We start from the raw sequence: 19612 nt of genomic DNA on the forward strand, positions 1-19612 counted from the left end.
GCCCTGGCGCAGGCGCAATGGTGCTCCCGAAAGGAGATCGCCATGCCCACTGCCAACCCACCCGGCCGCACCCTCTGGCTGATGGCCGCCATCGTCCTGGTCGGCCTCAACCTGCGGCCCTCCATGGCCGCCGTCGGCCCACTGCTGAACGCCATGCGCGGCGAGATCGCGCTCAGCTTCGGCGACGTCTCGCTGCTGACCGCCCTGCCGATGCTGACCCTCGGCCTCGGCATGTTCTTCGGCCTGGGCATCGCCCGCCGCGTCGGCGAGTGGCGTTCGGTGGCCCTCGCCCTGCTGCTGATCGGCGCCGCCAGCGCCCTGCGCCTGGGCAGCCGAGGCCTGCCCGACCTGCTCGGCAGCGCCATGCTCGCCGGTCTCGGCATCGCCCTGATCCAGGCGCTGATGCCGGCCCTGATCAAGGCCCGTTTCGGCGCGCGCACGCCGCTCTGCATGGGGCTCTACGTCACCGCCATCATGGCTGGCGCGGCGCTGTCCGCCAGCGCCGCGCCGACCCTGGCGGAGCACGCCGGCTGGCGGCTCGGCCTCGGTGCCTGGGCGGCGCTCGCCGCGCTCGCGCTGCTGGCCTGGTGGCTGCAACCCGGCACCCGCCTGCGCCTGCCCGACGCGCAGCCGGGCAGGAGCCTCCTGCGCTATCCGCGGACCTGGCTGCTGGTCCTGTTCTTCGGCCTCGGCACGGCCTGCTACACCTGCGTGCTGGCCTGGCTCGCGCCCTATTACCTGGAGCAGGGCTGGAGCGCCCAGGAATCCGGGCTGCTGCTCGGTTTCCTGACGGCCATGGAGGTGCTCTCCGGGTTGCTCGCGCCGGCCCTGGCCAGCCGCTCGCGGGATCGCCGCCCGGTGCTGGTCGGGCTAACGGCGCTGATGCTGGCCGGCTTCCTCGGCCTCGCCTGGGCGCCGGCCAGCCTGCCGCTGCTCTGGGCGCTGTGTCTGGGACTGGGCATCGGCGGGCTGTTCCCCATGGGCTTGATCGTCTGCCTCGACCACTTCGACGCGCCGCAACGCGCCGGTCAACTGGCTGCCCTGGTACAAGGCGCCGGCTACCTGATCGCCGGGGTCTCGCCATGGATCGCCGGGCTGCTGCGCGACAGCCTCGGCAGCTTCACCGGAGCCTGGCTCGGGCTGGCCACGGTGGCGGCGCTGCTACTGGGGCTGGGCCTGCGCTTCGACCCGCGGCGCTATGCGGCACTGTTCGCCGAGCGGCAGGCGCGAGGCGTCGGCGCCGAAAGCTTGCGCTGAGGAAAGGGACGGGTTCTGATGGCGCTCCCGACGCCGTCAGGACGCCCCGATGCTGATCGCCAACGGCCTGCGCAAGGTCGACATGCAGGACCTGCTGGTCTTCCTCCAGGTCCACCAACGACAGAACCTCGTCGAGGTCGCCGAACACCTGAACCTCAGTCCGTCGACGGTCAGCTACTGCCTGAAGAAGCTGCGCCAGGCCTTCGACGACGAGCTGTTCATCGCCACCCGCGGCGGCATGCAGCCGACCCACAAGAGTCGCGCCATGCTGCCCCACGTGGAGGAAATGCTCGCCCGCATCAACGCCTGTCACGCCGCCCAGGGCAGCTTCGACCCGCGTGGCGAGCCGCGGACCTTTACCCTCTGCGCGCCGGAATACGTCGAGCTGCTGATCCTTCCGGCACTCCTGCGACGGCTCGCCGCCAACGGCCCGAGGATCGGCCTGGACATCCGCCGCCTGGGTCCCGAACTGCCCACCGAAGCATTGCTCGACGGCCAGGTCGACCTGGTCTTCGACTTCGGTCCCGAGTACCACCGACCGGCACCGGAGCTACAGGCGCTCGCCCTGTTCAGCGACGAGCTGCTCTGCGTACAGGATCGTGCCCAGCCGCGCCACGAGCGCCTGGAACTGGACGAGTTCTGCAGGCGCCGCTTCGTCTTCCCGACCCCGCTCGACGCCAGCAACGCCAACCTGGTGGACACGTGGCTGCGACGCCAGGGCCGCAGCCGCGAGGTCGCCGCGCGCGCCAACAGCTACGTCGCCGCCCTGCAACTGCTGTCGGGCAGCGACTTCGTGCTGATGCTGCCACGGCGTATCCATGCACTGCTCGACGATGGCCGCCATCACGCCTGCCTCGCACCGCCCGGGCTGCCGCCGTTCGCCCTGCACCTGTCATGGAGCCGCGCCGCCGACCAGGACCCGGCGAACCTCTGGCTGCGCGAGCAGGTACTGATCGTCTGCGCCGAGCTGGGTTTGCTCTAGCCTGCGTCATCCTGCACTTCGAGGCTCGCCGCCAGGGAGCGCCAAAGCACTTCGGCGAATACCTGCTGGATGCCGCCGGCCAGGTAGTCGAACATCTGCTGCGCTTCCCGCCACTGGCTGCACACCAGCCAGAGATCCGGCTCGAGGGCGTCCCTGCGCACCTGGTACTCCAGGCAACCCGGTGCCTCCAGCCCCGGTTCGACCAGTTGTTGCAGGCGCAGGCCAAGCCGTTCCGACTGACCATTGCGCGCGCGAATACGGATGACCTGGCTGGCGCTCATGACGGACGCTCCTCCGGGCGAACGAGCGACGCCTCAGTGGGCGCCGCGCTCCAGTGGCTTGAGGATCGGGTCGCCCTCCTTGAGCAACTCCCAGACCAGCAACTTGGCCGGCTTCATCGGATCGGGATTGCGTGCCAGCAGGTGCGGCACGTTCGCCGGCTCGTACCAGCTCTGGCCCACCGTGTAGGTCTCCACCGGGCCGCCTTCCAGTTGCGTCTGCACGGTGCCTTCGAGCACGTAGACGAACACCGAGCCGGGATGCACATGGGGCGCGGAGACCTGGCCGGGCTTGAACGACACCGTCAGCATCAACCCACGATGGCCGGGAAACTCGGCCAGGGCCTGGTCGTGCAGGGTTTCCACCTTCTCCGCAACATGGGCGCTGGCCAGCGTCGGCAGCGCGGCGAGCAGCAGGCAGGCGATCGATCGATTGGCCTTCATCGCCGTCCACCTCATTCCGGTTGCATGCCCATGCCGACGCCGAAGCGGTTCCAGGCGTTGATGGCCGAGACCGCCAGGGTCAGTTCGGCGATCTCCTTGTCGTCGAAGTGCTCGCGCAGTTCGTCGAGCAGGCCGTGCGGCAACGCCCCCTGGCTGAGGCGGGCGAGTTGCTCGGTCCAGGCCAGGGCAGCGCGCTCGCGCGGGGTGAAGTAGGGGGTTTCCTGCCAGACGCAGAGCGCTTGCAGACGCTGCTCGGTCTCGCCGGCCTTGCGCGCGTCGTTGGCATGCATGTTCACGCAGTAGGCGCAACCGTTGATCTGCGAAGTGCGCAGGTAGACCAGTTCGATCAACGGGCGCTCCAGGCCGGCCTTGGCCAGGGCCTTTTCCAGGCCGAGCATGGCGGCATAGGCGTCGGGGGAGGCTTTGGCCCATTCGAGGCGGGTGGTCATGGCGAATCTCCTTGGCTGATTGGCAGCCGCGAGAGTGGAAAGCGGCGCGGCATGGGGTAACACTAAGCCTGCCTTTGGCTTCCACGAAGAGCCAATTACCAGAAATACCAGGTAGCCAATTTCGCCATGGAACTGCAACTGATCCTCGACGGCCGCCACGACCTGGTCGGCCAGCTCTATCGCCAGCTGCGCGACGCGATCCTCCATGGTCGCCTGGCCACCGGCGATCGCCTGCCAGCCACGCGCTACCTCGCCGAACGCCTGGAAGTGTCGCGCAAGACCGTCAGCGAAGCCTACGAGCGCCTCGCCAGCGAGGGCTTCCTCGAAGGCCGGGTCGGCAGCGGCACCTTCGTCGCCCGCGGGCCCGCCGGGGAAGCGCCGCCGCAGCGCGCCGACGGTCCGTTGCGGCCGGCCGCGCGCTGGGCACGCATCGAACCGCAGTCCGGTCTGATGGACCAGCGAGCACCGCTCCGCTACAGCTTCGCCGGCGGCACGACCGACAAGCGCCGCTTTCCCTTCGATACCTGGCGTACCTGCGTGCTCCAGGCGCTACGCCTGCAACAGCGCTCGCCGGCGTTCTACAAGGAAACCGAAGGCGACCCCGAGCTGCGCCTGGCGATCTCCCGCTACCTGGCGATCAACCGCGCCGTGCAGTGCGACTGGAACGCCCTGATGGTCACCCAGGGCGCCCAGCAGGGACTCGACCTGCTGGCCCGGGTGATGCTCGACCCCGGCGACCTGGCGGTGGTCGAGGAACCCGGTTATCCGCCGGCCCGCGCCAGCCTGCTGGCCACCGGCGCCGAGGTGCGCGGAGTGCCGGTGGACGCCGAGGGGCTGCGCGTCGACCTGCTGCCGGACAACGCCAAGCTGGTCTACGTCACCCCGTCGCACCAGTTCCCGCTGGGCATGCCGATGAGCCTGGAGCGGCGCCTGCAGTTGCTGGACTGGGCGCAGCGCCACCGGGCGCTGATCATCGAGGACGACTACGACAGCGAGTACCGCTTCGACGGGCGTTCGCTGGAGTCGCTGCGCAGCCTCGACCGGAACGGCCAGGTGGCCTACCTCGGGACCTTTTCCAAGACCCTCTTCCCCGAGCTGCGCCTCGGCTACCTGCTGCCGCCGGCAAGCCTGCGCGAAGCGGTGCTGGCGGCGCGCAAGCTGGTCGACCGGCACAGCGAGACCTTGCAGCAACGCGCCCTCGCGCTGTTCATCCAGCGCGGCGACTTCGCCCGCCATACGCGCCGCCTGCAACGCGAATACGCCCAGCGTCGCGGGCGCCTGCTGGAACGCCTGCACGGCGACCTGAGCCCCTGGCTCGAAGCGCTGCCGGCGGTGGCCGGGATCCACCTCGCGGCGCGCTGTCGCGAACCGCTGGATGTGCTGCGCATCGCCCGTCATTTGCGCCAGCAAGGCCTGGAGGTCGGCACCCTGCCGCCCTTCTACGCGGAAACCCCGGCACAGGCCGGCTTCCTCTTCGGCTTCGGCTGCATCGAACGGGACGACATCGACCCGGCGCTGGACCTGTTGCGCGCCGAGCTGCGGCGCTAGGCTCGCTCCCGCCCATCCACGGCCGGCAACTCGGCGGCGTGCGTAGGAGCCGATCTCCCCGGCAAGAGGCTCGATTGCAACCGCGCCCATGCCCAGCGGCGCATGACGCGCCGCGTTATCCGCCCTATGGGACAAAGGCCCGGCGAGGACGGCTCAGGGCTGCAGCAGTTTCGCCAGTCGTTCGCCGTCCAGCCCGAGCATGCGGGCAGCCTTGCTCTCGGCCAGTTGCTCCGCGTCGTCCTCGGGCAGGCTGGCGGCCTGGGTCGCCAGGCTGAGGATCAGCTCTTCGCGGGAAAGCACGCCACCGAACTGGTACGCCGCAGCGATCAGCCGGCGCAGCTCCAGCGGCAGCCGCCAACGCGCCCGCAGGGCCGAGCCGAAGCTGGCGCCGAAACGCCCCAGCAGCTCGTCGAGGCGCGCCTCGTCCAGCGCGCCGCCGCCATCGCACCAATCCTGCAATGTCCGCAGCAGCGCCAGGTCGCCCAGGCGATGCAGCAGCCCTGCGGTATAGCAGCGCTCGACGTCCGCGCCGAGGGCGTCGGCCAGTTCCCAGGCGATGTCCGCGCAACGTTGCGAAAGATCCCAGAAGTGCATGGCGCGCTCGGCCAGTAGCGGCTCGCCGAGCTGGATGGCCCGCTGCAGGCTGAAACCGAGCACCAGGTTCAGGCTGTGCCCGAGTCCCAGCCGCCGCAGGGCCTGGCCCAGGGTCTGGCAGGCCGGACCGACGTGCCGGGCGGCGCTGTTGGCGGCGGCGATCAGGCCAGCGGTGATCTGCGGATCGCGGCCGAACTCATCCTCCAGCACGCGCAGCGGATGCTCCTCGGCGCTCAGGCAACGATCGCTGGCGGCACGCACGTCGGCCAGCAACGGCGCCCCCTCCGCGGAGTCGCGCGCGCGTTCGAGGAAAGCCTCCAGGTTCTCGCCCGCGTCCCGCTCCGGCAGCGGACAGGCGACCACTTCGTCGCCCTTCAGCAACAACCCTCGCAGGCGTTGCATCAGGTTCTCGGCCTGGAACGGCTTCACCAGGTAGGCGGTCGGCGCCAGTGCCACGGCGGCGCGCACGCTGGCCTGGTCGGCGCGGTCGCTGATCAGGATGAACGGCTGCTCGGCGACCGAGCGGCGCAGGCGCGCTTCGCGCAGCAGCTCGAAGCCATCCACCTGCGGCAGGTTCAGCTCGGCCAGGATCAACGCGAAGCGCCGGCGCCGGCAATGCGCCAGCGCTTCTCCGCCATCGCCGCAGAGGACCAGCCGGGCATCGCAACGCACGCCGAGGACCAGTTGGCCAAGCAAGTCGCGACTCCAGGGGTCCGGGTCGGCAATCAGGATGACGGGGGCCTTTTTCGCGGCACTCATGGCGTTCCTCTTCGAACCTGGCGAACCGAGCGGGACGCACCAGGCATGACAGGCGGGCACGACACGGCCCGCGGGCACACAAGGGTATGACGGACGAACACGGTGCGCCTCTAGGACCTGTCCTAATCGCCACGAACGGAACGACCGGAGGAATGCGGGAGGATTCGTATGCGCCAGGCGCCCAAGGGTAACAGGCGAAAACCGTTCGTCGGGCGTTTCGCGGAAAACCCTGGCAGAAAAAAGAGGCTTCCGTTTCCGTGAAGCCTCTGAAAGAAAGGCCCGCGCGGACGCGCGGGCCTCGGGGGTATCGCTTTGCCGGTGCAGCTTAAGCGAGTTCGTCGAAGCACTCGGCCAGGATGGCCAGGCCCTTCTCCAGTTGCGCGTCGGGGATGGTGACGGGCATGAGGAAGCGGATGACGTTGTAGTAGGTGCCGCAGGAGAGCAGGATCAGGCCCTTCTCGCGCGCACGGACGACGATCTTGCTGACCAGCTCGGCGGCCGGCTTGTGGGTATCGCCGCCCTCGAACAGCTCGATGGCCACCATCGAACCCAGGCCACGAACGTCGCCGATCACCTTGTGCTTGGCCTGGATCTCGCGCAGGCCGGCCTTGAGGCGCTCGCCGACGGCTTGCGAACGTTCCAACAGCTTCTCTTCCTCGAACACCTTCAGCACGGCCAGTGCCGCGGCGCAGGCGATCGGGCTGCCGGCATAGGTGCCGCCCAGGCCGCCGGGCGCGATGGCGTCCATGATCTCGGCCTTGCCGGCCACGCCGGAGATCGGGAAGCCGCCGCCGACCGACTTGGCGAAGGTGGTCAGGTCAGGAACGATGCCCAGTTGCTCGGTAGCGAAGAAGGTGCCGGTACGGCCGGCGCCGGTCTGCACTTCGTCGGCGATCAGCAGGATGCCGTGCTGGTCGCACAGGGCGCGCAGGCGCTGCATGAAGGACTTGGAGTTGATGTAGAAGCCACCCTCGCCCTGCACCGGCTCGATGATGATCGCGGCGATGTCCTGGGGCTGGGCATCGTTCTTGAAGATGCGCTCGATGCTGGCGATGGAGTCGTCCTCGCTCACGCCGTGCAGCTCGCAGGGCGCCAGGGCGCGGAAGATGCCGCCCGGCATCAGGCCCATGCCGGCGGAGTACGGGACCACCTTGCCGGTCAGGCCCAGGGTCATCATGGTGCGGCCGTGGTACGCGCCGGTGAAGGCGATCACGCCAGCGCGGCCGGTGGCGGCGCGGGCGATCTTGACGGCGTTCTCCACGGCTTCGGAGCCGGAGGTGACCAGCAGGGTCTTCTTCGGGAAGTCGCCCGGCACGCGCTTGGCGATTTCCTCGGCCAGCTCGATGTAGGGTTCGTAGGCCAGCACCTGGAAGCAGGTGTGGGACAGCTTGCCCAGTTGCTCCTGGACCGCGGCGATCACCTTCGGATGCAGGTGGCCGGTGTTCAGCACGGCGATGCCGCCGGCGAAGTCGATGTACTCGCGGCCTTCCACGTCCCAGACGGTGGAGTTCTCGGCGCGCTCGGCGACGACCGGGTGGATCTGGCCCACGCCGCGGGGTACCGCGGCCTGGCGACGCTTCAGCAGGGATTCGTTGGTCTTGCTCATGGCTTCCTCAGTGGCCGCTCATCGGGTCGGCCGGGTCAAAGGATGAAGGCGGGAAGGAAGCTCCCCAAGGCAGCATGCGATGATCGACTGCCTCGGGACTTGCAGGCCCGCCAGGGCTCGGAGCCGCTTCGCGATCGGCGACCGCGTCTCCCGGTTCGTCCGGTGCCACCACCGGCAACGTCGACACCGGACGGCGCAGCTCTTGCCTGCCGTCCGGCCCCTCCGGATGCGTTCCTCGCCGGGCTCAGATACCGCCCAGGCAGAGGTACTTGATCTCGAGGTAGTCCTCGATCCCGTACTTGGAACCTTCGCGGCCCAGGCCCGAGGCCTTGATGCCGCCGAACGGCGCCACTTCGTTGGAGATCAGGCCGGTGTTGATGCCGACCATGCCGTACTCCAGTTGCTCGGCGACGCGGAACACGCGGGCCAGGTCGCGGGCGTAGAAGTAGGACGCCAGGCCGAACTCGGTGTCGTTGGACATGGCGATGACCTCGGCCTCGTCCTTGAAGCGGAACACCGGCGCCAGCGGGCCGAAGGTCTCGTCCTTGGACACCAGGGCGTTCTTCGGCACGTCGACCAGGATGGTCGGCTCGAAGAAGGTGCCGCCGAGGGCGTGCGGCTTGCCGCCGGAAACCACCTTGGCGCCCTTGGAGACCGCGTCGGCGATGTGTTCCTCGACCTTGGCCACGGCCTTGGCGTCGATCAGCGGACCGGTGGTCACGCCGGCTTCCAGGCCGTTGCCGATGTTCAGCTTGGCCACGGCGGCCTTCAGCTTGTCGACGAAGGCGTCGTACACGCCGTCCTGCACGTACAGGCGGTTGGCGCAGACGCAGGTCTGGCCGTTGTTGCGGTACTTGGAAATCAGCGCGCCCTCGACGGCGGCGTCCAGGTCGGCGTCGTCGAACACGATGAACGGCGCGTTGCCGCCCAGCTCCAGGGACACCTTCTTGATGTCCTGGGCGCACTCGGCCATCAGTTGGCGGCCGATTTCGGTGGAACCGGTGAAGGTCAGCTTGCGCACGATCGGGTTGCTGGTCAGCTCGCCGCCGACTTCGCCGGCGCTACCGGTGACCACGCTGAACACGCCCTTCGGAATGCCGGCGCGCTCTGCCAGTTCGGCCAGGGCCAGGGCGGAATACGGGGTCTGCGAAGCAGGCTTGAGCACCATGGTGCAGCCGGCGGCCAGGGCCGGGCCGGCCTTGCGGGTGATCATCGCCGAGGGGAAGTTCCACGGCGTGATGGCCGCGGTCACGCCGATCGGCTGCTTGATCACGATGATGCGCTTGTCCGGCTGGTGGCCGGGAATGGTGTCGCCGTAGATGCGCTTGGCTTCTTCGCCGAACCATTCGAGGAAGGAGGCGGCGTAGGCGATCTCGCCCTTGGCCTCGGCCAGCGGCTTGCCCTGCTCGATGGTCATCAGGCGGGCCAGGTCGTCCTGGTTCTCGATCATCAGGTCGAACCAGCGGCGCAGCTTGTTGGCGCGCTCCTTGGCGGTCAGCGCGCGCCAGGCCGGCAGGGCCTTGTCGGCAGCCTCGATGGCGCGGCGGGTCTCGGCGGCGCCCATCTTCGGCACGCTGCCGATGATCTCGCCGGTGGCCGGGTTGTTCACCTTGATGGTCTGGCCGTTGTCGGCATCCACCCAGGCGCCATCGACGTAGGCTTGTTGACGGAACAGCTTGGCATCTTTGAGTTGCATGACCTGTCTCCTTCGAGGAATGCCGTGAGCAGCGGGTCTACCTCGACTACCCCGCGTGCCTGGTTGTCTGGTTCGGTTGTAACCGGAAAGTGTTGCCTGCTGGTTATTCGAAAGGGCCAGCGCCCCGGTGTTCCATTTCCTGCGCCCTGTGCCAGCGGCGTCGCCGTTACCGGCCGGCCACCGTGCGCAACGGGCGGACGCGGAAGAACGCGACCGCCGGCAGGCGTCGGGGAGGATACGAAAGGCTCGTGCGGGAAAGGGAACGCGGACGAAACGCCACGCCGGCACCACGGCGGCCCGGCAGCGCGAAAGGCCGGACGAGCGACGGGCAGGTCAGAAAGAGGTCATTCCAGGGGCACGCGGCCGGCTGAACTGATGCCAATTCCCCGGTCTCCTGTTGTTGTGGCTTTGGGGGCGTTTGAAATCTCAAACGAATCCTAGGGCCACCACTGACAAAGGGCAATACCCCGTTCGATAAAATCAACGAAAGTCGGAAAATTCTGCTGCTTTTCTGAGCACATCCTCGACGGACGGTCATTTTCGTTCGAAATCACGAACGTACGCACATGGAATGGACTCCCGCCGACGAGATGCGTATGATTGCGGCCTGCCGCGCGAGCCGCGGCGCTGCATCCGTAGCTCAGTTGGATAGAGTACTGCCCTCCGAAGGCAGGGGTCGTGGGTTCGAATCCCGCCGGATGCGCCATACAAATCAAGCACTTACCAAAAGTCATTAGCCACAAGCCACCTCTCATGGGTGCATGGTGGGTGCAGTAAGCCTAAAGGAAAGCCCCGTCCTGAATCGCTCAGGCGGGGCTTTTTATGCCGGCCAGCTCAAATGTCTGTCGTCAGTTCCAGCAGGGCAACCGGGTGGCCTGCGTCGCTCCCGGTAAGTTCGATCCCCTGGCGATTGGTCAGGCAAGGTGGGATTCTCCTCACTTCCCCCATTGGTGGTTGTGAGATAGCGCCGCGTTAGCCCATGGCTCAGTTCGGAGCCATCGCTGGTCGCGCCAAGGGGCGCACTTGAAATGCGCCCCTTCCCGGTAACGCGATCAACGTTAGTCCACCGTTAGCCAACGTTGCTCCAACGTTAATGCCCGAGGCCGTAACTCAGCGGGGTCGCCATCTCCACAAAATTGCGGCCACGGTCGCGCGATCATCTCCTGAAAAATCAGGGCATGTTCACTACGAATATTTTGTAGTGGCGGCTTCAGCCGGTGGCTGGAGTGAGAGTTTTACGAGACTCTCGTAATACCCCGAATCTGGGGGATTTTGTGCGTCCGAAATTCGGACGCACAAAACACCGACTGACGACGAATTTCGTCCGCAGTCAAAAGGACGTTTTGCGTACTTTTGAAGCCGGGTTTTCAAATGCGGGATATTCCCGTATTTGCGCTTGAACGCAGCGAGCCTTTGTCTGCAATGCAGGAGATCCAAAACCGGCGATTTGCCGGTTTTGAGGTCAGACTATCCGACTTCAAGCCGGCCACCCGCATTTGAACGGCGGTTCGCCCCCATTGGGGGAATACCGGCTGAGGGAGAGGTCACGCATACGGTGGAAAGGTGAGCTTGTACCGGCTGGGCTTGGTGAACGTTTGGACAATCAGACTACCCGTGCTGAAGCGTTGTTTGGATAGGGGCAGAGGCAGAAAATACTCCGACCATTCAGCCTCACAATCCAAAAGCCATTGTGCAACTTTTTGGTGGATAAAGCTGTGGATAGAACGCTAGGGAACAAACACCCAAAGAGCTCCGAGAGAATGCGCAACTTTTTGCAAGCGGTGTGCAAAAAGTTGCGCAATTTTCAGTGTTCTTCCCATGAGAATCGCCAGCGAATTTTTGGCTTCCCCCAATAACGCCTTGATGGAAAAGAGTTTCAAGACTAGTGGCACGGTTCTTGTCTAGCACCGATGCCCCCGGCATATCGCCTGGGCACTTTCAACGACAAGGAACGTATCCATGGCAACCCCCGCCTACATGTCCATCACCGGCACCAAGCAGGGCCTGATCACCGCCGGCGCCTTCACCGAGGATTCGGTCGGCAACACCTACCAGGAAGGCCACGAGGACCAGGTGATGGTCCAGGGCTTCAACCACGAAGTGATCATCCCGCGCGACCCGCAGTCCGGCCAGCCGACCGGCCAGCGCGTGCACAAGCCGGTGGTCATCACCAAGGTCTTCGACAAGGCCTCGCCGCTGCTGCTGGCCGCCCTGACCTCCGGCGAGCGCCTGACCAAGGTCGAGATCCAGTGGTACCGCACCTCCGCCGCCGGCACCCAGGAGCACTACTACACCACCGTCCTGGAAGACGCGATCATCGTCGACATCAAGGACTACATGCACAACTGCCAGGACCCGGGCAACGCCCACTTCACCCACCTGGAAGACGTGCACTTCACCTACCGCAAGATCACCTGGACCCACGAAGTCTCCGGCACCTCCGGCTCCGACGACTGGCGCTCGCCGGTGGCAGGGTGAGTTGACAGGCACACCGGTCGTACACCTGTGCGGCCGGTTCTCCGTCGAGCCGAAAATGTCCGCGACTTCGCGAAATCGACACAGAGCCAAAGACTTTCGGCGCCGGCTGAGCAAGAGTAACGTGGCTTGCTCCTCCAATGGATTGGAAAGGAACTGCCCACCCGGAACAGGGAACGATCCATGCGTCAAAGAGACCTGAAATTCACCTTCGTCGTTGGCGAAGGGAACCTTGCGTTCGATGTCGTCGAGTTCGAACTGGAAGAAGCGCTCTGCGAGCCTTTCCGCCTGAGCCTGAAGCTGGCCAGCGACAAGAACGCCATCGATTTCAAGCAGGTACTCGACCAGCCGGGCACCTTCACCCTCTGGCAGGACGGCCGTCCGGCCCGCTACGTCCATGGCATCGTCAGCCACTTCACCCAAGGCAGCTCGGGTTTTCGCCGGACCCGCTACGAACTGCTGCTGGAACCACAGTTGGCGCGCCTGGAGCTGTGCTGCAACTGGCGGATCTTCCAGGAGAAGAGTGTTCCGGAGATTCTCCAGGCGCTGCTCAAGGAACACCGGGTGCTCGACTACGAACAGCGCATCTACCATGAGCACCTGCCGCGCGAATACTGCGTGCAGGCCGGCGACAGCGATCACTACCTGCACGACCGGCTGGCTTTCGAGGAAGGCCTGGTCTACTACTTCCGCTTCGACGAACACCGCCACACCCTGGTCTGCAGCGACCGGCTCTACGTCCAGGAGCGTATCGCCGGCGGCCCGGTGCTGTTCAGCGCCCAGCCGGAGGGCGACAACCCGCAGCCGGTGCTTCATTCTTTCCGCTACAGCGAAAATGTTCGTACGGCTCGACAGACCCAGCGGGACTACAGCTTCAAGCGCCCGACCTACGACCAGGAGCATCATCTCGCTGGCGAGGCGCTCGAGCATCAGGACTCGTCCTACGAGCGCTACGACTACCCCGGTCGCTACAAGCGGAGCGGCGCGGGCCGGCCTTTCAGCGAAAGCCGCCTCAGAGGACATCGGCGCGATGCACGGGTGGCATCGGTCAGCGGCGACGACCCGCGGCTGATCCCGGGCCACGCCTTTGCCCTGGAAGGTCATCCGCGTGCCGACTTCAACGCCTGGTGGCGGCCGGTGCGGGTGGTCCATCGCGGCACCCAGTATGCCGGCCAGGAGGAAGAGTCCGCCGACGCCCCTCTGGGGGTGAGCTACGACCTGCGCGCCGAACTGGTACCCGAGGACGTCGAATGGCGTCCCGCACCGCTGCCTCGGCCGCGTATCGATGGTCCGCAGATCGCGACGGTAGTCGGCCCGGCAGGGGAAGAGATCCATTGCGACGAGTGGGGACGGGTGAAAGTCCAGTTCCCCTGGGATCGCGAGGGACGTCACGATGAATTCAGTACCTGCTGGATACGGGTCGCGCAGAACTGGGCGGGTGCCGACTGGGGGCACATGGCGATCCCGCGGATTGGCCAGGAGGTGATCGTCGATTACCTGGACGGCGACTGCGACCAGCCGATCGTCACCGGGCGTACCTACCGGGCGACCAACCGGCCGCCCTACGCGCTGCCCGACCACAAGATCCTCAGCACCATCAAGAGCAAGGAGTACAAGGGCAGCCGGGCCAACGAGCTGCGCATCGACGACACCACGGCGCAGATCAGTGCGGCGCTGATGAGCGACCACGGTGCCAGCGCGCTGCACCTGGGCTACCTGACCCATCCTCGGCCCGAAGGCGGCAAGCCGCGCGGCGAGGGCTTCGAACTGCGCACCGACGAACATGGCGCGGTGCGTGCGGCCAAGGGGCTGCTGCTGAGCACCGAGGAGCAGCTCAGGGCCGGCGCCGGCCATCTCGACCGAGGCGTCGTGGTGCAGGTGCTGGAGGCGGCGCTGGAGCTGGCCCGCGAGCTGGGCGACTACGCCGGGGAGCACCAGGGCGTGGGGCACGACGCGGCGCCGCAGCAAACCCTCCAGGAAGCCGTGCGCGACCTCGGCCACGGTGCCAACGACGAGTCCGGCAAGAGCAACGGAGGCAAGCCGGCGATCGCCTTGAGCGGTCCGGCAGGGATCGCCGCGGCGACGCCGGCGAGCCTGACCCTGGCCGCCGGCGAGCACGTCGACAGCGTGGCCCGGCAGAACCAGCAGGTGACCGCCGGGCAGAAGGTGGTGATCAACGCCGGCAGCGACATCGGCCTGTTCGCCCAGGGCGGCGAGCTGCGCCAGATCACCCACCAGGGGCCGATGCTGCTGCAGGCGCAGAAGAACGACATCCGCCTGGAAGCCGAGCAGAGCGTGGAGGTCAGCGCCAGCCAGCAGCACGTGCTGGTCACCGCGAAGGAGCACATCACCCTGATGTGCGGCGGCGCCTACCTGACCCTCAAGGGCGGCAACATCGAGCTGGGCATGCCCGGCAACTTCGTGGTCAAGGCGGCGAAGCACAGTCATGTCGGCGCGGCCAGCCTGGAAGCCGAGCTGCCGCAGTTCGAGGTGGGCGAGACGCAGCGGCGGTTCGTCCTCAAGCAACTGGACGGGCAGACGGCCATGCCCAACGTGCCCTATACCATCACCATGGCCAACGGCGAGGTCATCGAGGGCGTCACCGACGCCGAAGGCGCTACCCAGCTGCTGCAGAAGGATGCGATGAACATCGCCAAGGTCGATATGAAACACACGAAATCGCCCGCCTCCGCAGTTGCCGGGATAGCAGCGGCGGTTGGCGCGGCGGTTGCAGTCGGCAAGCTCCTGAGTGGCCCCGACGCCGAGGCCGGACGTGCTCTCAGCGAAGGGGAAATCAGCCTGGCGAAAGGCGTATTCGGCGATTCCATCGACTATTCCACGGTCCGCCTGCGCGACGAGGACTATGTCCCCTGGCAGGGCAAGGACTACGTGATGGCGCCGAACGGCCACATCTACTTCGGCGAGGAGTTGCGCGGCGTGGCGGACTGGAGCCTGGAGAGCCTGCAGCGCCAGGGTCTGTTCATTCACGAAATGACCCATGTCTGGCAGCACCAGCATGGCGTCAACGTCCTTCTGGTGGGGGCCTACCAGCAAGCCAGGCAGTTTCTCCTAGGCGACCAGTACGCCTACCGGTTGGAGCCGGGAAAGACGTTGAAGGACTACAACATCGAACAGCAGGGAGACATCGTTCGAGATTATTTCCTCGAGAAGAACGAGTTCGGGGAAGCCTCTGCGAACAGCAGGTTCGCTGGCGTACTGAAAAACTTCCCAACGGGATACTGACCAATGAAATGCAAGACCTTGCTCATTGCCTGCCTGTTCGGCCTGGGAAGCGCCCAGGCCCTGGCCGTTTCCAAACTGCCACCGCAGATCCCGGTGCACGCCAGCTCCGGGCGCGTGACACTGGATCTACGCCCCTTGCTGGCGGAAACCAACGACGTCGAGATCACCCGTGTTTCGGTATGTCGGCGGGTCGGCAGCCATTGCCAGGAAACGCTGTGGCGGATCGAGCTCCCGCCCGGGTGGCGTGCCGGGGAGATCGAGGTCTTCGGCGACTATCCCGGCTCCAGCGTGCTCCTGCGCCGGCCGGAGCGCTTGCAGCCAGATGGGAGCTACAACGCATTCATTCATTTCAACGAGCGTAGCCGTCGGCACCAGCAAACGGTTTCCAGCATTGCCGTCGAATTCTGCCTGGCCGGCGAACCTGGCAACTGGATGCTGCTCGACGAAGCGACCTGCCTGGCACGACGCAACGCCGAGGAGCGGCAAGGAGAGAAGCCATGAACGATAGGGTTCGGTCGAGGACGATCGTCTCTGCCCAGTCCATCACCTTGCCCAAGGGCGGCGACGTGCACCTGGTGCCGCCTCCGCCCAAGCCTTGCGTGACCATCGTGGTGCATGGCGTCAACGATCTCGCGGGTTGCTACGAACGGATCGAGCGAGGGCTCTGCCAGGGGCTCAACGAACGCCTGGACATGCCGCCGACCTTGCCCGGCGGGCAGGCCAATCCCGGCTACCTGACGCCGGCGGGCTACAGCCTGCCGGCGGACGACGAAGGCAAGGCAGAGAACCCCGACGTCGTCTACTACCGGCGCAAGTTCGCCAGTGGCGCCGGCGGGGCCGCCGTACGCAGCGTAGTCGTACCTTTCTACTGGGGCTTCCGCGAGGAAGAGCAATACATCAACAAGACCGCGGCCCACGGCGAATGGCTGGACCGCAACGGCAACCGGCTGGACAAGTCCGGCACCAAGGAAGGCGGGCAGTTCGTCAATGCCACCACCAACCTGCCGGACATGTGGGGCCAGGGTTTCAACGGCAAGCTGTTCGGTTTCATCTCGCTGGACTGGTTCGGCGGCACCATGACCCATCCGCTGTTTTCGGCGGCAGGGCGCAAGTACATGGTCCTTGCGGCCATGCGCCTGGCCATGTTGATCAAGATCATCCGCAAGCGTTACCCGGACGACACCATCAATGTCGTCGGGCACAGCCAGGGCACCCTGTTGACCCTGCTGGCACATGCCTTCCTCAAGGATGACGGCGTGGCGCCGGCGGACGGGGTGATCATGCTCAACTCACCCTACGGCCTGTTCGAACCCCTCAACGAGAAGCTCCAGGGCTGGAGCAGCCAGCAGACCAGAGAGGCGCGGCTGGCCACGCTCAAAGGTATCCTCGAGTTCATCTGCGGCCGACGCCATCCGGTCCCCGCGCTGAGCAGCGTCGCGTTGCGCAACTGCCAAGGCTACGGCGCGATAGGCGGCCCCGGCTGGGTGGGTGGCCAGGGCTGCCAGACGACCATCGACGGGGAACGGCTCAGCTTCGATGAGCGCGACAATCGCGGCAGTGTCTACCTGTATTTCACGCCCCAGGACCAGACGGTGGGACTTGCCAACGTCCAGGGTATCGGCTGGCGCGGCATTGCTGAGCAGGTCAAGGGGCTCCCGGGAAGGACCGGGCTGCCGCAGGGTTTTCACCAGCGCATCTTCACCGTACGCAAGCGCAATGGCGAGAAGGAAAAGATCGGCGGGCACGCCCCTCCCCATGTCTATCCTCTTCTGCTGGCCGGCGAGAAGACCTGGGAAGACACCGGGCTGGGCGGCAAGGACAGATTCGGCCGGGCGAACTTCGACCAGGGCGACAGCGTGCTGCTGACCGCGCCGCGTCTGCCGTTGCCGACGGAAGCGCGATTCGATTTCGACGGAGCCGTCACGGCGCCGGGAGAGAACTCCGCCAGCGGCGTCTATCAGGTGCGCGATACCCTCGATCCGATCGACGCCGCCATCGGCGTAAGCAACGGCGGCTGGAAGGAAAAGGACAGCGGGCACGCCGTCGCGCAACAGGTGGACGCCGCGCTGGCGTACCGCTACGGGCGCGACGCGCGCAGCGTGGAGAGGGCGTTGAACGAAGGCAAGGAATTGGCCCAGCAGACCCATGTGTTTTCCGCTCGTGAACTGGGCACCGGCATGGTTCTGGTCACCCGCGCGGAAACTCCCTACGAGGCCCGGCTGCGCCTGCAGACGGCGGAGGGCCATCTGGAGCCCTTGTCGTTCCACTCGGCCATACCCAACAACCCGGAGCATAGCCGGCGGGTACTGGCCTATGACCTGGCCATCGGGGCCGGGGACAGCGTGGATGATGTGGTTTTCTATCAGTATCTGTGTCGGGTGGCGGATTGGCGGTTGGATTGGAAGGCTTCGGACAAAGGAATATTTAGTCAAGGTGATGCGTCTGTTGATCTGCCGGATGAAGAGGTGCGTGCTTTGTACCGTGCGGAAGAATCTAAAAACAGCCAGTTAATAGACGCCACCGTAGCTTACCGCAAGAGTGGCGAGTTCCCTGTGGTAGTAGGAAATAGACTGCCTTCCCTGGTCGGGACACAAACCATCCTAGATCGTTACCACGAGCAGGCGGTGCGCTTTGGGGGGACAATCTAATGCGCTTGATGCTCTCAGCTTTCTCTCTCGTTGGCGTCCTTTTGAACTGCCCTGTGGGGCAGGCGGCCGAGTCGCCGCTATCCTCGATGCGCTGCTTTGCCAGTCCGGCCACGTCCGTTACCGCCTACGCCCCGGCCAAGGAGGCCACCATGTCCGCTGATGCTTATCACCCACCGACAACCTCGCCGCGCCTGGAAACCCTGGACGTGCTCAGCATAGGCATGAGCCTGGATGTGTTTCGCCAGGGGCAAGTGTGGAAGGCCTTGCAGGAGCAGAATGCCGCACAGGCCGAGGCGTTGCATGTCGGCAGCATCCTGCCGATGGACCCGAAGAAGTATCCGACGTCTGCGGATGACAAGGATATGGCGTATGAAAAGCGCCAAGCGGACGCCTTGGAACTAGGGCTGAAAAACTTCCTGGAGAAATGGCCGATACCGACGGTGACGGTGGTGCGTGGTTGGGATCCGAGCACTCCTAACCTACGCTTCACTCCGGAGGAGACGCGGGAAAGCCTGTCAGTAAAAGTCAATGATCTCCGTGTTCCGGCTGGACTGCATTGGCATCGGATTGCCAATTTGCAGGATGGCATTATCTGTAACGATACGCCTGAAGGAGTACTGGAGGCGTTGTTCAGTTTATTCGAACGCAACCCTGACTTGCCAGCAGTGTTGGTGTATGCGAATGAAGGCATCAGTATGGCGGGGGCGCTTTCCAGTAGAGATGTAACATTGAAGTCACTAGGCGCTGTGTCAGGCCCTCGGATACCTGGAACGCTTACGGATGCAATGGTCGCCCTGATCGTCGGCCGCCCCGAGCGGGTCGACTGGCTACGCCAGTTCGCCCCCTACACCAAGGTCAACGAAAACCGGATCGACCCCGAGTTCCGTGGCTGGGGCTGGCGCAAGCCACCGGTTGAGTTCCGCCCCACGCCGTTCATTCCCCAGCCCTGGACCGAGCGGGCTCTGGAGCAGTGGGATGCGTTGCCGGTGCTGGCCAGGCTGCATCGACCGGTGAGTGTGCCGCTGACCCGCCCGGATACCGGCGAACGGCTCAAGCGCGAAGCTCTCACCGCACAACTGGCCGCTGCCTGGAAGACGGCCAGTGCCGGGCTCAGGCCGGCGCCCGCCCGGCTGTTCTACGACGGCGGGTTGAACGCCACGCCGCTGGCCGAACTCACCCCGGCGCTGGGCGCCGCGCAGAGTTCGCTGGACTTGCTGGACTCGCGGGAAAGCTACGACCTGACCCAGCGCCTGGGCGACACCGGCGCGGCCTCGCCCTTCGTTGGCATCGCCCTGGCGACCATGGCCAGCTACCTCAACGGCGACAGCAGCATGGTGATGCCGTTGCGGCGCAAGGACCAGGCGACCCTGATCGGCATCAGCTCGCCGACGCCTGGGAAGAAGCCCGCTCACGACCCGTTCGGCGTCGACCTGCTGCCGCAGACCGCCAGCGGCGACGGTCCGCCGCCATCGGCCGACCCGGTGGCGCCCGCCAGTCGGCTCACGACCCGGTTGCCGCCCGGCGAAGACTATGCCCTGGAAGAGTTCCTGAGCAGCCTCAAACCCAGCACCGACTGGCAGGACGATTTGTAGGTCGATGGTGTCCCGCGCCAGATGGAGTTTTCGTCAGATGA

General features: G+C 65.9%; 14 protein-coding genes and 1 tRNA gene. 9 read left to right on the forward strand and 6 right to left on the reverse strand.

Features of this window, described 5'->3' with window-relative positions; translation table 11 throughout:
• Positions 1-42 precede the first annotated feature (42 nt).
• Together HMPREF1224_RS26085 and HMPREF1224_RS26090 are read left to right on the forward strand one after the other, a co-directional pair.
• On the forward strand, positions 43-1257 hold the full coding sequence (locus HMPREF1224_RS26085) for a CynX/NimT family MFS transporter (RefSeq protein ID WP_010793558.1): 1215 nt from the start codon (positions 43-45) through the stop codon (positions 1255-1257).
• Between the two features lie 49 nt (positions 1258-1306).
• Complete coding sequence (locus HMPREF1224_RS26090) at positions 1307-2239, forward strand: LysR family transcriptional regulator (RefSeq protein WP_003106255.1); 933 nt, start codon at positions 1307-1309, stop codon at positions 2237-2239.
• Here HMPREF1224_RS26090 and HMPREF1224_RS26095 read toward each other — a convergent pair.
• The 3 genes from HMPREF1224_RS26095 to HMPREF1224_RS26105 are packed head-to-tail and all read right to left on the reverse strand — an operon-like array spanning position 2236 to position 3410.
• Positions 2236-2520, reverse strand: coding sequence for an antibiotic biosynthesis monooxygenase family protein (locus HMPREF1224_RS26095; protein WP_003106257.1), 285 nt, complete (start codon positions 2518-2520; stop codon positions 2236-2238). The genes HMPREF1224_RS26090 and HMPREF1224_RS26095 overlap by 4 nt on opposite strands.
• Before the next feature lie 33 nt (positions 2521-2553).
• Positions 2554-2961: a cupin domain-containing protein gene (locus HMPREF1224_RS26100; protein WP_003106259.1), complete on the reverse strand. Its 408-nt coding sequence runs from the start codon at positions 2959-2961 to the stop codon at positions 2554-2556.
• Between the two features lie 11 nt (positions 2962-2972).
• Positions 2973-3410: a carboxymuconolactone decarboxylase family protein gene (locus HMPREF1224_RS26105; protein ID WP_003106260.1), complete on the reverse strand. Its 438-nt coding sequence runs from the start codon at positions 3408-3410 to the stop codon at positions 2973-2975.
• A 126-nt stretch (positions 3411-3536) separates the two neighbouring features.
• Between HMPREF1224_RS26105 and HMPREF1224_RS26110 the strand changes: the two genes are divergently transcribed.
• Complete coding sequence (locus HMPREF1224_RS26110) at positions 3537-4958, forward strand: MocR-like pyridoxine biosynthesis transcription factor PdxR (protein WP_003106262.1); 1422 nt, start codon at positions 3537-3539, stop codon at positions 4956-4958.
• A gap of 153 nt (positions 4959-5111) precedes the next feature.
• Here HMPREF1224_RS26110 and HMPREF1224_RS26115 read toward each other — a convergent pair whose 3' ends face one another.
• The 3 genes from HMPREF1224_RS26115 to gabD all read right to left on the reverse strand — a co-directional run bounded on the left by HMPREF1224_RS26115 (position 5112) and on the right by gabD (position 9613).
• A complete protein-coding gene (locus tag HMPREF1224_RS26115) occupies positions 5112-6311 on the reverse strand; it encodes an HDOD domain-containing protein (protein WP_003084206.1) in 1200 nt (399 codons plus the stop codon).
• 325 nt (positions 6312-6636) lie between these two features.
• Entirely contained in the window at positions 6637-7917 is a 1281-nt protein-coding gene (gabT, locus tag HMPREF1224_RS26120) for a 4-aminobutyrate--2-oxoglutarate transaminase (RefSeq protein WP_010793559.1), read from the reverse strand.
• A gap of 244 nt (positions 7918-8161) precedes the next feature.
• On the reverse strand, positions 8162-9613 hold the full coding sequence (gene gabD, locus HMPREF1224_RS26125) for an NADP-dependent succinate-semialdehyde dehydrogenase (protein ID WP_003106269.1): 1452 nt from the start codon (positions 9611-9613) through the stop codon (positions 8162-8164).
• 629 nt (positions 9614-10242) lie between these two features.
• On the opposite strand from gabD, the gene HMPREF1224_RS26130 reads away from it, so the two are divergent.
• From HMPREF1224_RS26130 to HMPREF1224_RS44385, 6 genes are all read left to right on the forward strand, one after another.
• Positions 10243-10319 (forward strand) — tRNA-Arg (locus HMPREF1224_RS26130).
• A 1253-nt stretch (positions 10320-11572) separates the two neighbouring features.
• Entirely contained in the window at positions 11573-12091 is a 519-nt protein-coding gene (locus HMPREF1224_RS26135) for an Hcp family type VI secretion system effector (protein ID WP_003083317.1), read from the forward strand.
• Positions 12092-12271: 180 nt separating this feature from the next.
• Positions 12272-15331, forward strand: coding sequence for a type VI secretion system spike protein VgrG2b (locus HMPREF1224_RS26140; protein WP_010793560.1), 3060 nt, complete (start codon positions 12272-12274; stop codon positions 15329-15331).
• A 3-nt stretch (positions 15332-15334) separates the two neighbouring features.
• Positions 15335-15832 carry a type VI lipase immunity protein Tli3 gene (locus HMPREF1224_RS26145; protein ID WP_010793561.1) on the forward strand — a complete coding sequence of 166 codons (498 nt, stop codon included), beginning with the start codon at positions 15335-15337 and terminating at the stop codon, positions 15830-15832.
• Positions 15829-17979 (forward strand): type VI lipase effector Tle3, encoded by a 2151-nt coding sequence (locus tag HMPREF1224_RS26150; protein ID WP_010793562.1) that lies wholly within the window; start codon positions 15829-15831, stop codon positions 17977-17979. The genes HMPREF1224_RS26145 and HMPREF1224_RS26150 overlap by 4 nt, the downstream gene beginning before the upstream one ends.
• Positions 17979-19571 (forward strand): type VI lipase adapter protein Tla3, encoded by a 1593-nt coding sequence (locus HMPREF1224_RS44385; protein WP_275874830.1) that lies wholly within the window; start codon positions 17979-17981, stop codon positions 19569-19571. The genes HMPREF1224_RS26150 and HMPREF1224_RS44385 overlap by 1 nt, the downstream gene beginning before the upstream one ends.
• Positions 19572-19612 lie beyond the last annotated feature (41 nt).

Source organism: Pseudomonas sp. P179 (assembly GCF_000478485.2).
GTDB classification, from domain to species: domain Bacteria; phylum Pseudomonadota; class Gammaproteobacteria; order Pseudomonadales; family Pseudomonadaceae; genus Pseudomonas; species Pseudomonas aeruginosa.

Bases quoted from the DNA above. Each gene is read 5' to 3' on its own strand.
- HMPREF1224_RS26100 (WP_003106259.1), bottom strand. From the start codon at position 2,961: ATGAAGGCCAATCGATCGATCGCCTGCCTGCTGCTCGCCGCGCTGCCG.
- HMPREF1224_RS26140 (WP_010793560.1), top strand. From the start codon at position 12,272: ATGCGTCAAAGAGACCTGAAATTCACCTTCGTCGTTGGCGAAGGGAAC.
- HMPREF1224_RS26135 (WP_003083317.1), top strand. From the start codon at position 11,573: ATGGCAACCCCCGCCTACATGTCCATCACCGGCACCAAGCAGGGCCTG.
- HMPREF1224_RS26110 (WP_003106262.1), top strand. From the start codon at position 3,537: ATGGAACTGCAACTGATCCTCGACGGCCGCCACGACCTGGTCGGCCAG.
- HMPREF1224_RS26095 (WP_003106257.1), bottom strand. From the start codon at position 2,520: ATGAGCGCCAGCCAGGTCATCCGTATTCGCGCGCGCAATGGTCAGTCG.
- HMPREF1224_RS26085 (WP_010793558.1), top strand. From the start codon at position 43: ATGCCCACTGCCAACCCACCCGGCCGCACCCTCTGGCTGATGGCCGCC.
- gabT (WP_010793559.1), bottom strand. From the start codon at position 7,917: ATGAGCAAGACCAACGAATCCCTGCTGAAGCGTCGCCAGGCCGCGGTA.
- HMPREF1224_RS44385 (WP_275874830.1), top strand. From the start codon at position 17,979: ATGCGCTTGATGCTCTCAGCTTTCTCTCTCGTTGGCGTCCTTTTGAAC.
- HMPREF1224_RS26105 (WP_003106260.1), bottom strand. From the start codon at position 3,410: ATGACCACCCGCCTCGAATGGGCCAAAGCCTCCCCCGACGCCTATGCC.
- HMPREF1224_RS26115 (WP_003084206.1), bottom strand. From the start codon at position 6,311: ATGAGTGCCGCGAAAAAGGCCCCCGTCATCCTGATTGCCGACCCGGAC.
- HMPREF1224_RS26090 (WP_003106255.1), top strand. From the start codon at position 1,307: ATGCTGATCGCCAACGGCCTGCGCAAGGTCGACATGCAGGACCTGCTG.
- gabD (WP_003106269.1), bottom strand. From the start codon at position 9,613: ATGCAACTCAAAGATGCCAAGCTGTTCCGTCAACAAGCCTACGTCGAT.
- HMPREF1224_RS26150 (WP_010793562.1), top strand. From the start codon at position 15,829: ATGAACGATAGGGTTCGGTCGAGGACGATCGTCTCTGCCCAGTCCATC.
- HMPREF1224_RS26145 (WP_010793561.1), top strand. From the start codon at position 15,335: ATGAAATGCAAGACCTTGCTCATTGCCTGCCTGTTCGGCCTGGGAAGC.